We start from the raw sequence: 13394 nt of genomic DNA, 5'->3' as shown, positions 1-13394 counted from the left end.
AATGTCGCGCGGCGGCTCACGGCCGAAAATGAAGATGCGATCGGCGGTGAATGATCGGAGGATGGCGCGGATTATCGGCCGAGCGCCGCGGAAACGCGAGCCGGCGCGGCACAGGCCAGCGACTCGAACTGCGCGGCCAGCCCATCGAGCTCGCGATTGAGGCGCTGGCGCTGGTGCTCGGGCGCCATGTTGAATACATCGGCCAGCAAAGCCAGCGTCAGCGCCCGGTTACGGGCAACGCCTTCACGGTAAGCCGCTGGCCAGCGTGCCTGCTGCGGGGCAAACAGGGGGGCGATGCGCGCTGCAAAGGCGGCATCGTCGGTGCGCACCTGCAGCGCATCGAGCAGCGCCCCCTGCCAGCGCATGCGCTGCTCGAGCCAGGCTGCGGTCGTCGGGCTGAGTTCGGCGCTCCACGCGGCGATGCGCTCGCGCTGAGCCGGCGTCATGCGGCCGAACCAGCGCTGCAGGCGCTTTTCCATGCGCTTGATGCGGGCCGCTTCCTGCGCGGCATCGTTGCCGCCAAGAAACTCCGCGCGCGCCTCCTGCGCACCGCGTGCGAAGGCTTGGCGCAACTCGTCGATCTGTTCGTTCGCCAGGCCGGCCAACATTACCCGCGCATCGGGCTCGAGCGCGGCCAGCACCTCGGCCCACCAGGCCTCGCCGCGCGCAAGGAAAGGCGCAAGCTCAGCAGCATCGACCGTGTCGCGCCGCAGCAGGGCCTGGGCCTCACGCAAGCTGACGGCATATTCGGGAACGTGGGCGCGGCAATGCCAGTCGAGCCGGACGGCGAGACGGGCATCCAGCGCGCTGCGCTGCCCGGCGTCCAGGGTCACGTAGTCACGCAGATACCAGGGCACGAGCCAGTCGAGCTGGGAATAGGCGAGACGCAGGCTGCAGCCACCCGCCGCGAGAGCGGCGCATAGCAACACGAGCGCCACCCGGGGCGAGAAACCAAGGAAGGAGAGAAGCGGCAGGCGCATGCCCGTTAGGATGCGACAGCCAGCGGGAAGTTCGCGACGACGGGGCCGCCGCCTCGCGTCATGCGAAACGGTGCGGCCCCGCCCGCCAGCGGATTCAGCGCAGTTCGCTACGGGGCGCTTCGCTACGCGCCGGCGCCTCGTCGACGATCGGGTCGAAGGCGATGCCTTCTGCCTTGCGCGCACGCTCGTCGGACTCGTCCGTGGCCGACGGGTCGAGTTCGCGCGTCCCGGCGGCGACGCCCATCTCGGCGTCAGCCTGGACTGCAGGTGCAGCCCCCTGTGGTCCGGCCTCGAGGTTGGGCTCGGGCCTCGATTCAGGTTCCGCACGCTCCTCGGTCGCCTGCGCGCTCGTCTGAGCCAGCTCGGCCGATTCAGTCCCTGCTGCGTCGGCGCCAGGCTCGGTCGCCGCCCCGGCAACTGCAGGCACGGCAGCTGCAGCGCTCGCCACGCCTGCGGCTGCCGCGCCGCCCAGCAGCGTGCCCGTTTGGTCCGCACTGCCCGCACTGCGCGCAGCACCGAGCAAGAGCGCATCCACACGCTGCTGGAACAGTTCGCGCGCCGAGCCGGTGGACAGCTTTTCGTAGCCCGAGGACAGGTGCTCGAACATCTCCTTGTACGAGCCCGCCATCGACACGAACAGCGTCGCCGTCTTGTCGAAGTGCTGCTCGACTTCCTTGCGATACCCCTCGACCTCGGCTTTCTTGCTGCTCAGCTCGGCCTCGAGCTCGTTGATGCGGTCCTTGGTGCCGGCGCTGCTGCGCCCGATGAAGAACGCCACCACGCCCACGATCACGACGGCGGAAATGGCGATCAGCCAGGCGGTTTGCGGTGTCATGTCCATGATTCCCCTCCCTTTTTATTCAATCGACGACCGTCACCTCGAGCGGTGCCGGGAACTGCAGCCGCGCGCGCAGCGCACGGGTGACCTCGACGCGACCGTCGGCCGCGACGCGCAACACATGTTCGATGCCGAAACGGCGAGTATGTTCGCGCCATTGCTCTCCCGCGAGATACGCCGGCTTGCTCGGCGCATCGGACAGCGTGCCGGCGCCCGCGCCAACGCCGGCGCGCGGCGTGATCAGGATGGTCAGCGACTGCGTGCCACGCGCCGGCTGGCCGGTGCGCGGATCGAGCAGGTGCGCGTAGCGCTCCCCCTCCAGTTCGAAATAGCGCTGGTAGTCGCCCGAGGTGCCCACAGCCTCACCGTCGTAGAGCGGCAGGGTGGCCAGTGGCGCCGGTGTGCGCGGGTGCTGGATGCCGATCCGCCACGGCTGGTCGCCCTTCTTCCCGAGCGCCATGACGTTGCCGCCGATGTTGATCAGCGCGTTGGCCACGCCGTTCTCGCGCAGGATGGTCGCGGCGCGGTCGAGCGCATAGCCCTTGGCGTAGCCGCCGAGGTCGAGCTGCACCGCCGGGTTGCGGCTGCTGACCGTGTTGCCGTCGATGACGAGGTCGGCCATCGACGGCGCAGCGTCGAGCAGGGCCTGCAGCTTTGCCGGGTCGGGGCGCTGCGGCACGAAGTTGTCGGTATGAAAGCCCCAGAGCGCGATCAGCGCGCCGAGCGCGGGGTTGAAGAGCTGGTCGCCGGTGGCGGCGATGTACTGGGCGTCCTTCAGCATCGCCGCCAGTTCGTCCGACACGGTGGCGGCCTCGCCCCGCGCGATGGCCGCGTTGAGCGCGGTGAGCTCGGACGGCTCCCAGGCGTGATAGGCGCGATGCAGGCGGTCGAACTCGCGCAGCACCGCGCCAGCGGCCACATCGGCCTCGGCCTGGCTGTCGCCATATACGGCCACGTCGACCCGGGTGCCGAAGACATAGGCCTCGTGGTGGAAAACCTCCGCGCGCGAACAGCCGGCCAGCAGCACCAGCGCCAACAACAGCAGGGCTAGCCGCACACCTGCTCCAGCTTGTCGATGACCAGCCCGGCCACATCGAACCCTTGTTGCGCGGCGATCTCGACCATGCAGGTGGGGCTGGTCACGTTGATCTCGGTGAGATGGCCGCCGATGACATCCAGCCCCACGATCAGCAGCCCGCGTTCCCACAGGATGGGCGCCAGATACTCGGCGATTTCGCGTTCGCGTTCGGTCAACGCCATCGCCACGCCACGCCCGCCGGCGGCGAGGTTGCCGCGCGTCTCGCCGGCCTGCGGGATGCGCGCGAGCGCGAAGGGCACGACCTCGCCACCGATGATCAGCACGCGCTTGTCGCCCTCGGCGATCTGCGCCAGGTAGCGCTGCGCCATGATCGTGCGCTGCCCCTCGTGCGTCAGCGTCTCGATGATGACGTTGCGGTTGGGGTCGTCCTTGCGCACCCGGAAGATCTGGCTTCCGCCCATGCCGTCGAGGGGCTTGAGGATGACGTCGCCGAGCTCGTCGATGAAGGCGTTGAGGTCCACCGCATCGCGCGCCACCAGCGAGGTCGCCATGAACTGCGGGAATTCGGTGATCGCGAGCTTCTCGGAATGGTCGCGGATCGCGCGCGGATTGTTGAACACCCGCGCGCCGGCCTGCGCGGCGTCTTCGAGCAGCCAGGTGGCGGTGACGTATTCGAAGTCGAAGGGCGGGTCCTGGCGCATCAGCACGGCGTCGAAGTCGGCCAGGGACTGCGACTGCGCGGGCCCGGCCGCGGCGTACCACGGTGCGTCGCCGGCCAGCAGGTGGATCGGCAAGGCGCGGGCGGCGACGGCGCCGTCGCGCCAGGTCAACGCGCTGCGCTGCACGGCCCACACCTCGTGGCCGCGCGCCGCGGCGGAACGCATCATCGCGATGCTGGAATCCTTGTACGCCTTCAGGTCGTCGAGCGGATCGAGGATGAAGGCTAGACGCAGCCGGCGACTCACGCCGCCTCTCCGACGGCTTCGACGGGCTCGGTCTCCTCGATCTCGACCGAGGCCGCCAGCAGCGCGAGCCGCGCCACCACGCCATACGCATAGAAGCGATTCGGCGGCGCGTCCGGCCCCTGGGCGGCGTCGGGCATGGTGCCGCTGGTGTCGAAGGCGAGCGGCTTGAAGTGCATGCCGGGCGCGTTGAGGTTCTCGTCGCGGCCGCGCTCGGTGTGCACGCGGTAGAAACCGCCCACCACATAGTGGTCCATCATGTAGACCACCGGCTCGGCGACACCGTCCTCCACCGTCTCGAAGGTGTGCACGCCTTCCTGGATGATCACTTCCTGCACCTGCAGGCCTTCCTTGACCACCGCCATCTTGTTGCGCTGGCGGCGATTGAGCCCGACGACCTCGGAGGCGTCCTTCACCGTCATCACGCCCATGCCGTAGGTGCCGGCGTCGGCCTTGACCACCACGAAAGGCTGGTCGGTGACGCCATATTCCTTGTACTTCGCGCGGATGCGGGTGAGCAGCGAATCGACCTGGCCGGCCAGGCATTCCTCGCCGGTGCGTTCCTGGAAGTTGATCTGGCCGCACACGCCGAACTCGGGGTTGATGCGCCAGGGGTCGATGCCGATCTCCTCGGCGAAGGCCTTCGCGACACGGTCGTAGCACTCGGCGTGCTTGGACTTGCGGCGCGAATGCCAGCCGGCGTGCAGCGGCGGAATCAGCCACTGCTCGTCCAGGCCCTTGAGCACCGGCGGGATGCCCGCGGACAGGTCGTTGTTGAGCAGCACCGCGCACGGGTCGAAGCTGTCCAGGCCGACGCGGCTGCCGCTGCGGCGCAAGGGCTCTAGCGTCAGCGTGGCGCCGTTGGCCAGCTCCAGCACGGTCGGCTCGACGATGTCGGGCAACAGGCTGCCGATGCGCACGTCCAGGCCGGTCAGGCGCAGGATCGACACCAGCTTGGCGACGTTCTGCAGGTAGAACTGGTTGCGGGTGTGGTTCTCGGGGATCAGCAAGAGCTTGCTGGCGTCCGGGCAGATGCGCTCGATCGCCGCTTGCGCCGCCTGCACGCACAGCGGCATGAAGGCGTCGTTGAGGTTGTTGAAGCCGCCGGGGAACAGGTTCAGGTCGACCGGCGCGAGCTTGAAGCCCGAATTGCGCAGGTCGGTCGAGCCGTAAAAGGGCGGCATGTGGTCCTGCCACTGGGTGCGGAACCACTTTTCGATGTCGCAGGAATTGTCCAGGAACTGGCGCTCGAGTTCGAGCAGGGGGCCGGTGAGTGCAGTAGTGAGGTGCGGGACCATGGTGTCTCTCGGGAGGGCCCGCTGCCGGACTGGCAGGGGCGAAAGCTTTGGCCGGAATGTTACACCAAGGGGGCTGCGCACCGCCTGCGCGCCAATGCCTCAGGCGGGCGGACGCACCGGCAGGCTGCGCTCGTCCTTGACCACTTCCATCACCACGTAGGTGTGGGTCTGCTTCACGCACGGCAGACCGGAGATCGCCTCGCCCATCACGCGGCGGTATTCGTTGATGTCGCGCGTGCGCACCTTGAGCAGGTAGTCGAAATCGCCCGCGATCATGTGGCAGGACTCGATCTCGGGAATGCGTCGCACCGCATCGTTGAAGCGGCGCAGATCCTGCTCGGTGGTGCTGGTGAGCAGCACCTGCACGACGACGATGTGGCCGGCGCCAACCGCATCGGGGTCGAGCGCGGCATGGTAGCCGCGGATCACGCCGGTCTTTTCCAGCCGGCGCACACGTTCGGCGCAGGGCGTCTTGGTGAGGCCGACGCGGCGCGAGAGCTCGACGATGGACAGACGGGCGTCGGCCTGGAGGGCCTGGAGAATCTTCTGATCGATGCGATCCATTGCAGTGCAGCAGTCGTTTGGGCTGCCGGATGGCTGAAATACAGGAATTATGGCTATATAAACTAAAACTTTGGAGCCATTAACTACGGTTTTTAGCAAAGAATTCGGCCATTGCGGCGGACCGCCCTCCGCCCCCGTAACCGCTCCAGACCGCCCGCCCGACAGGCGTGCACCGCCAGCCCAGGAGTGCCCGGCCGTGACCCCGAACATCCCCTCCAGCGCCCGCTCGACTGGCACGCCGGCTACCGCAGCCCTGCCCCCGGCACCGCGCAGCGACCTGCGCCACGCGATCGACGCCGTCTGGCGCACACCCGAGCCCATCTGCGTGCCCGCCCTCATCGACGCTGCTCGCCTGCCCGACGCCCTGCGCGAACCCGTGCGCACCCTCGCCCACGACCTCGTCAGCGGCCTGCGCGCCACGCGCGCGCGCTCCTCGGGCGTGGATGCACTGATGAAGGAGTTCTCGCTCTCCAGCCAGGAAGGCGTGGCGCTGATGTGCCTGGCCGAAGCCTTGCTGCGCGTGCCCGACACGGCCACCGCCGACCGCCTGATCCGCGACAAGCTCGCCGACGGCGACTGGCGCGCGCACATCGGCCACAGCCCATCCTTGTTCGTCAACGCCGCCACCTGGGGCCTCTTGATCACCGGCCGGCTGGTGTCGACCAGCAGCGCCGAAGGTCTGTCCTCGGCGCTCACCCGCCTGGTGGCGCGCGGCGGCGAGCCGCTGATCCGCAAGGGCATGGATCTGGCGATGCGCATGCTGGGCGAGCAGTTCGTCACCGGCCGCGACATCGACGAGGCGCTCGAGCGCGGTCGCGAACACGAGAAGAAGGGCTACCGCTACTCCTTCGACATGCTCGGCGAGGCGGCGATGACCGCAGCCGACGCCGAGCGCTACTTCGGCGACTACGAGGGCGCGATCGAGGCCATCGGCGTGGCCGCGAAGAGCCGCGGCGTGGTCGACGGCAACGGCATCTCGGTGAAGCTCTCCGCATTGCACCCGCGCTACACCTGGTCGCAGCGCGAACGCGTGCTGGCCGAGCTGCTGCCGAAACTGAGGACCCTGTGCCTGCAGGCAAGGCGCCACGACATCGGCCTCAACATCGACGCCGAGGAGGCCGACCGCCTCGACATCTCGCTCGACCTGCTCGAGGCGCTCGCCACCGACGACGCGCTCGCCGGCTGGAGCGGGCTGGGCTTCGTCGTGCAGGCCTACCAGAAGCGCGCGCCCTGCGTGCTCGATTTCGTCATCGACCTCGCGCGGCGCAGCGGCCAGCGCATGATGGTGCGCCTGGTCAAGGGCGCCTACTGGGACGCCGAGATCAAGCGCGCGCAGATCGACGGCCTCGCCGGTTATCCGGTGTATACGCGCAAGGTGTACACGGATGTGGCCTACCTCGCCTGCGCCAGAAAGCTGCTCGCCGCGCGCGACCTCATCTACCCGCAGTTCGCCACCCACAACGCGCATTCGCTGGCGGCGATCTTCCACCTCGCCGCCGCCGACGGCCGCGCCTGGCAACCGGGCGACTACGAGTTCCAGTGCCTGCACGGCATGGGCGAGCCGCTCTACGACCAGATCGTCGGTAAGCCCGGCCGCCACCGCATGGTGCGCATCTACGCCCCGGTGGGCAGCCACGAGACCCTGCTCGCCTACCTGGTGCGCCGCCTGCTGGAAAACGGCGCCAACACCAGCTTCGTGAACCGCATCGTCGACGAGCGCGTGCCGGTCGAGGAGCTGATCGCCGACCCGGTCGAGCAGGCCGCCCCGCTCGCCGGCGCGCCGCATCCGAAGATCGCGCTGCCTGCTGAGCTGTTCGGCGGGCTGCGCACCAATTCGTCAGGCCATGACCTCGCGAGCGAGGCGGTGCGCGCTCGCATCGCCGCCGCCCTCGTCGCTTCGGCCGTGACCCCTTTCGCCGCCGGGCCGATCGTGGCCGGCAGCACCAGCGTCCCCGCCGTCGTGATTCCGGTCAGCAACCCCGCCAACCGCAGCGAGATCGTCGGCGGCGTCGCCGACGCCAGCACCGCCGACATCGAGCGCGCCCTTGCCGCCGCCAGCGCCGCCGCACCCGACTGGGCCGCGACCCCGGCCGGCACGCGCAGCGACGTGCTCATCCACGCCGCCGCGCTGTTCGAGCGCGAAGCCGACACCCTGCTCGCGCTCGCCGTGCGCGAGGCCGGCAAGTCGTGGGCGAACGCGGTCGCCGAGCTGCGCGAGGCGGTCGACTTCCTGCGCTACTACGCCCAGCAGGCGCGCGGGTTCGATCCCGCCAGCCATGTGGCGCTCGGCCCGGTGCTGTGCATCAGCCCGTGGAACTTCCCGCTCGCGATCTTCACCGGCCAGGTCGCCGCCGCGCTCGCCGCCGGCAACCCGGTGCTCGCCAAGCCCGCCGAGCAGACCCCGCTGATCGCCGCATTCGCGGTGCGCCTGCTGCACGCGGCCGGCATCCCGCCCGCGGCGCTGCAACTGTTGCCCGGCCGCGGCGAAACCGTCGGCGCCACCCTGGTGGCGGATGCACGCGTGCGCGGGGTGATGTTCACCGGCTCGACCGAGGTCGCCGCGCTGATCAACCGCACGCTCGCCGCGCGCGGCGGCAACGTGCCGCTGATCGCCGAGACCGGCGGCCAGAACGCGATGATCGTGGACTCCACCGCGCTGCCCGAGCAGGTGGTCACCGACGTGCTCGCCTCCGCCTTCGACTCCGCCGGCCAGCGCTGCTCGGCGCTGCGCGTGCTGTGCCTGCAAGAGGACATCGCCGATGGCGTGCTGCACATGCTGCAGGGCGCGCTCACCGAACTGCGCCTGGGCAACCCGGCGGACGTGCGGGTCGACATTGGCCCGGTGATCGATTCTGATGCCCGCGACGGCCTCGAGGCCCATGTCGCCGCGATGCAGGCGAAGGGCGCGCGCGTCACCCGCCTGGCGCTGCCCGCCGAGTGCGTCCATGGCACCTTCGTCGCGCCGACGATCATCGAGATCGGCGCCTTGTCGGCGCTCGGTCGCGAACAGTTCGGCCCCATCCTGCACGTGCTGCGCTACCGCGCATCCGAATTGGACGGCCTGATCAACGCCATCAACGCCAGCGGCTACGGCCTCACCATGGGCGTGCACACCCGCATCGACGAGACCGTCGAGCGCGTCGCCGCGCGCGCCCACGTCGGCAACCTGTATGTGAACCGCAACATCATCGGGGCGGCGGTGGGCGTGCAGCCCTTCGGTGGCGAGGGCCTGTCCGGCACCGGCCCCAAGGCGGGCGGGCCGCTCTACCTGCACCGCCTGCTGGCGCGCACGCCCGGGCCGATGCTGGCGGACGGCGCGGTGGCGGTGGCCGAGAGCGACGAGACGCGCGCCGCCGACGCCGCGCTCGACGCCTTTCTGGCATGGCTCGACGGCGCCGGGCGCAGCCTGGTCGAAGGCGACGAGATCGCCGTGCTGCGCGACCGCGCCGACGCCTGCCGCGCGCGCCGCCTCGGCGGCCTGCGCCTGGCCCTGCCCGGCCCCACCGGCGAGGACGACAGCCTGCGCTTCACCGCGCGCGGCACCATCGCTGGCGTCGCGGACAGCGCCGCCGGCGTGCTGCATCAGGTGATGGCCGCGCTCGCCAGCGGCAACCGCCTGGTGCTCGCCGACAGCCCGGCCGCCATCAAGGTCCAGGCCGCGCTCCCCGAAGCGCTGCGTGCCCGCGTCGCGGTGGATTCAGCCTGGCTCGACAAGGCGCTCGGTGCGGTGCTCTTCGACGGCAGCGACGCCGAGGCCGACGCGCTGCGCGTACGCGTCGCCGCACGCAGCGGCCCGGTCCTGCAGTTGCTGCAACCCTGCCCCGACTACGACCTCAGCCGCCTCGTGCATGAGCGCACCCTGTCGATCAACACCGCGGCAGCGGGTGGCAACGCCAGCCTGATGGCGATGGGCGCCTGACTGGCCACATTCGCGGGCAGGCCCCTCCCACAAAAACCCCTCGACCACCGCATCGCAGCTCGAATGAACCGCGCCACCACTGAAAAGGCGCAACCGATGTCCCGGCAGCTAGGGGCATCACGGATGGCAAGACGGAAAAATTCGCTTACCTTAGCCGGGCGCAAACGGCCCCGTATGGCGCCGCTTGCCCCTTTTGCCCTGCACAAGGCACAAGACCACAGCCACGAAGGAGACGTTTCATGAAAAAAACCCTGCTCGCCACCGCCGTCCTCGCACTCGGTGGTTTCTCCAACGCCGCCCTGGCCGACCTTTCCGTCGCCATCGCCGGCCCGATGACCGGCCAGTACGCATCGGCCGGGGACCAGATCCGCAAGGGCGCCGAGATGGCCATCGCCGACATCAACGCGCGTGGCGGGGTGCTCGGCGAGAAGCTCAAGCTCGAAGTGGGCGACGACGCCTGCGACCCGAAGCAGGCTGTTTCAGTCGCCAACACCATGGTCAACAAGGGCATCGTGTTCATGCACGGCCACTGGTGCTCGAGCTCGACGATCCCGGCTTCCGACGTCTACGTCGAATCCGACATCCTGATGGCCACCGTGTCGACCAACCCGCAGGTCACCGAGCGCGGTCTCAACAACGTCTTCCGCATCATGGGCCGTGACGACCAGCAGGGCCTGGTGGCGGGCAACTACATCGCCGAGAAGTTCGCGGGCAAGAAGGTCGCCGTGGTCGACGACAAGAGCGCTTACGGCAAGGGCCTGGCCGACGAGATCGCAAAGGCGATGGACGCCAGGGGCGCCAAGCCCGCACTGCGCGAGTCGATCACCGCTGGCGAGAAGGACTACTCGGGCATCGTCACCAAGCTCAAGCAGGCTGGCGTCGAGGTCATGGCCTACGGCGGCTACCACACCGAAGTCGCGCTCATCCTGCGCCAGGCCCAGGCCGCCGGCCTGCAGCTCACGGTGATGGGCGGCGACACGATGACCAACTCCGAGCTCGTCACCGCCGCCGGCCCCGCCGCCGACAACGTGATGTTCACGTTCTCGCCCGACCCGCGCAAGAACCCGGACGCCGCGCCGGTGGTCGAGAAGTTCCGCGCCGCCAAGGTCGAACCGGAAGGCTACGTGCTGTACGCCTACGCCGCCATGCAGCTGTTCGAGCAGGCCGCCACCACGGCCAAGAGCACCAAGTACGCCGACCTCGAGAAGGCGATGCGCGCGGGCACCTTCAAGACCGTGATCGGCGAGCTGTCGTTCAATGCCAAGGGCGACCAGAAGGCGCCGGGCTTCGTGGTCTATCGCTGGCAGGGCGGGCAGTACGACTACGCGCAATAAGCCTCCGCCCCCGCGCCGCCCAAAGCAGCCCTGAAAGGCTGGGGCGCCGCACCGTGGGAGCGGGCTTGCCCGCGAATCCGGCCTTCAAGCTCCGCTTTCGCGGGCAAGCCCGCTCCCACGGTGGCTGCTCTCACCCGCTTCCTCATTCGCTCGTTTTCGCTCCCGCCCAAAACAACACTGCCAGTCGCCCAGCGACGCCACCGCAGGAGACATCGTGGCCTACGCCCTTCAACAACTGATCAACGGGCTCACGCTCGGCGCCATGTACGGCCTCATCGCCATCGGCTACACGATGGTGTACGGCATCATCGGCATGATCAACTTCGCCCACGGCGACATTTTCATGGTGAGCGCGTTCATCGCGGTCACCGCGTTCACGATCCTCGCCGCCGCCGACGTGACCTCGATCCCGCTCGCGCTGACCTTCGTGCTGATCGTGTCGATCTTCTTCACCTCGGCCTACGGCTGGGCGGTCGAGCGCACCGCCTACCGCCCGCTGCGCGGCTCGACCCGGCTGGCGCCGCTCATTTCCGCGATCGGCATGTCGATCTTCCTGCAGAACAGCGTGCAGCTCACCCAGGGCGCGCGCGTCAAGCCCATCCCGCCCGTGCTCGAGGGCGGCATCGTGCTGTGGGACGCGCCGGGCTTCACCGTGCAGATCGGCTGGAGCCAGATGCTGATCATCGTCACCACGGTGATCCTGATGAGCGCCTTCACCTGGATGATCACGCAGACCCCCTTCGGTCGCCAGCAGCGCGCCTGCGAGCAGGACCGCACCATGGCCTCGCTGCTCGGCGTCAATGTGGACCGCACGATCTCCTTCACCTTCATGCTCGGCGCGGCGCTCGCCGCGGTGGCCGGGGTGATGGTCACGGTGTATTACGGCGTGGTCGACTTCTTCATCGGCTTTCTCGCCGGCATCAAGGCCTTCACCGCCGCGGTGCTGGGCGGCATCGGCTCGCTGCCGGGGGCGATGCTGGGCGGCCTGCTGATCGGCCTCATCGAATCCTTCTGGGCCGCCTACCTGTGGGCGGAATACAAGGACGTCGCCACCTTCGGCATCCTGTGCCTGGTGCTGATGCTGCGCCCCTCGGGCCTCCTGGGCCGGCCTGAAGTGGAGAAGGTCTGATGAGCGCCGTCGTCTTTGCGCGTCACGCGATGACGCCTTCTGAACGCCTGCGCGACGCCGGCTGGGTGGCCTTCGTCGGCCTCATCCTGGGCATTCCGCTGGTCGGCCTGACCACGGTGGACGTGGGCGGGCGGCTGGGCGTTGAAACCCGCTTCGGCCTGCTCGCCGCGGCGGTGGCCGCGGTGTTCGCCGGGCGCCTGCTGCTGCGCTGGGCGATCGACCAGGCACGCCAGCGCAAGCAGGACCGCGACCGCGCCAGCACCGCCACCGCCGCCGACCGCGCCCACGGCGCGCAGCGCGTGGTGAACGTGCTCGGCTGGGTCGCGCTCGGCGCCTCGATCGCGCTGCCGATCGTGTTCTCCGACAACCGCTACGTGGTCGACACCGCCACCACGGTGCTGATCTACGTGATGCTGGGCTGGGGCCTGAACGTGGTCGTGGGACTGGCCGGCCTGCTCGACCTCGGCTACGTCGCCTTCTACGCAGTCGGCGCCTATTCCTACGCCCTGCTGTCGACCCAGTTCGGCTGGAGCTTCTGGGAGGCGCTGCCGGTCTCGGGCGCGATGGCCGCCACCTTCGGCATCCTGCTCGGCTACCCGATCCTGCGCCTGCGCGGCGACTACCTCGCCATCGTCACGCTCGGCTTCGGCGAGATCATCCGCATCGTCCTGGTGAACTGGACGGAATTTTCCAACGGCCCCAACGGCATCAGCTCGATCCCGCGCCCGAGCTTCTTCGGCCTGGAATTCACCCGCAGCGCACCGGAAGGCAGCCAGACCTTCTCCGGCTTCTTCGGGCTGGAGTTCTCGCCGATGCACCGGCTGATCTTCCTCTACTACCTGATCCTGGTGCTGGCGTTGCTCACCCACGCCTTCGTGTCGCGCCTGCGCAAGCTGCCGGTGGGCCGCGCCTGGGAGGCGCTGCGCGAAGACGAGATCGCGTGCAAGGCGATGGGCATGAACACCACCAACATCAAGCTCTCGGCCTTCGCCATCGGCGCCATGCTGGGCGGCTTCGCCGGGGTGTTCTTCGCCGCGCGCCAGGGCTTCATCTCGCCCGAGAGCTTCACCTTCACCGAGTCGGCGATCATCCTCGCCATCGTCGTGCTCGGCGGCATGGGCTCGCAGATGGGCGTGGTACTGGCGGCCACCTTGCTGGTGCTGATCCCCGAGTTCGGGCGCAACTTCGCCGAGTACCGCATGCTGCTGTTCGGCCTGGCGATGGTGCTGATCATGGTATGGCGCCCGGGCGGCCTGCTCTCGCATCGCGAACCGACGGTCCGCCTGAACGCGCTCGGCAAGGCCACCGCCACGCAGGAGGCCGCGCGATGA

The 13394-nt window shown here is 69.1% G+C and carries 10 protein-coding genes; 4 read left to right on the top strand and 6 right to left on the bottom strand.

Going from position 1 to position 13394, the window contains the following annotated elements; genetic code table 11:
* Positions 1-71: 71 nt before the first annotated feature.
* From RBT54_RS03545 to RBT54_RS03520, 6 genes are all read right to left on the bottom strand, one after another.
* The gene (locus RBT54_RS03545; protein WP_320364162.1) at positions 72-980 is read right to left on the bottom strand and encodes a DUF6279 family lipoprotein; all 909 of its coding nucleotides are present in this window, start codon (positions 978-980) and stop codon (positions 72-74) included.
* A 94-nt stretch (positions 981-1074) separates the two neighbouring features.
* Positions 1075-1815, bottom strand: coding sequence for a YhcB family protein (locus RBT54_RS03540; RefSeq protein WP_320364159.1), 741 nt, complete (start codon positions 1813-1815; stop codon positions 1075-1077).
* Positions 1816-1840: 25 nt separating this feature from the next.
* A complete protein-coding gene (locus RBT54_RS03535) occupies positions 1841-2875 on the bottom strand; it encodes an FAD:protein FMN transferase (RefSeq protein ID WP_320364157.1) in 1035 nt (344 codons plus the stop codon).
* On the bottom strand, positions 2866-3822 hold the full coding sequence (gene gshB / locus RBT54_RS03530) for a glutathione synthase (RefSeq protein WP_320364155.1): 957 nt from the start codon (positions 3820-3822) through the stop codon (positions 2866-2868). The genes RBT54_RS03535 and gshB overlap by 10 nt, the downstream gene beginning before the upstream one ends.
* Positions 3819-5117: a glutamate--cysteine ligase gene (gene gshA / locus RBT54_RS03525; RefSeq protein WP_320364153.1), complete on the bottom strand. Its 1299-nt coding sequence runs from the start codon at positions 5115-5117 to the stop codon at positions 3819-3821. The genes gshB and gshA overlap by 4 nt, the downstream gene beginning before the upstream one ends.
* Before the next feature lie 99 nt (positions 5118-5216).
* The gene (locus tag RBT54_RS03520) at positions 5217-5681 is read right to left on the bottom strand and encodes an Lrp/AsnC ligand binding domain-containing protein (protein WP_320364151.1); all 465 of its coding nucleotides are present in this window, start codon (positions 5679-5681) and stop codon (positions 5217-5219) included.
* Between the two features lie 196 nt (positions 5682-5877).
* Here RBT54_RS03520 and putA point away from each other — a divergent pair, with 196 nt between their 5' ends.
* The 4 genes from putA to livM all read left to right on the top strand — a co-directional run bounded on the left by putA (position 5878) and on the right by livM (position 13394).
* Positions 5878-9600 (top strand): trifunctional transcriptional regulator/proline dehydrogenase/L-glutamate gamma-semialdehyde dehydrogenase, encoded by a 3723-nt coding sequence (gene putA / locus RBT54_RS03515; RefSeq protein ID WP_320364149.1) that lies wholly within the window; start codon positions 5878-5880, stop codon positions 9598-9600.
* Positions 9601-9839: 239 nt separating this feature from the next.
* Positions 9840-10934 carry a branched-chain amino acid ABC transporter substrate-binding protein gene (locus RBT54_RS03510; RefSeq protein WP_320364147.1) on the top strand — a complete coding sequence of 365 codons (1095 nt, stop codon included), beginning with the start codon at positions 9840-9842 and terminating at the stop codon, positions 10932-10934.
* Between the two features lie 214 nt (positions 10935-11148).
* Positions 11149-12063 (top strand): ABC transporter permease subunit, encoded by a 915-nt coding sequence (locus RBT54_RS03505; protein WP_320364145.1) that lies wholly within the window; start codon positions 11149-11151, stop codon positions 12061-12063.
* Positions 12063-13394, top strand: coding sequence for a high-affinity branched-chain amino acid ABC transporter permease LivM (gene livM / locus RBT54_RS03500; protein WP_320364143.1), 1332 nt, complete (start codon positions 12063-12065; stop codon positions 13392-13394). Before RBT54_RS03505 ends, livM begins: the two co-directional genes overlap by 1 nt.

The organism is Thauera sp. (assembly GCF_034003485.1).
Lineage (GTDB): Bacteria > Pseudomonadota > Gammaproteobacteria > Burkholderiales > Rhodocyclaceae > Thauera.
This window is presented reverse-complemented; position numbering and strand designations above follow the sequence as displayed.

Bases quoted from the DNA above. Each gene is read 5' to 3' on its own strand.
- RBT54_RS03545 (WP_320364162.1), bottom strand. From the start codon at position 980: ATGCGCCTGCCGCTTCTCTCCTTCCTTGGTTTCTCGCCCCGGGTGGCG.
- livM (WP_320364143.1), top strand. From the start codon at position 12,063: ATGAGCGCCGTCGTCTTTGCGCGTCACGCGATGACGCCTTCTGAACGC.
- RBT54_RS03520 (WP_320364151.1), bottom strand. From the start codon at position 5,681: ATGGATCGCATCGATCAGAAGATTCTCCAGGCCCTCCAGGCCGACGCC.
- RBT54_RS03540 (WP_320364159.1), bottom strand. From the start codon at position 1,815: ATGACACCGCAAACCGCCTGGCTGATCGCCATTTCCGCCGTCGTGATC.
- RBT54_RS03510 (WP_320364147.1), top strand. From the start codon at position 9,840: ATGAAAAAAACCCTGCTCGCCACCGCCGTCCTCGCACTCGGTGGTTTC.
- gshA (WP_320364153.1), bottom strand. From the start codon at position 5,117: ATGGTCCCGCACCTCACTACTGCACTCACCGGCCCCCTGCTCGAACTC.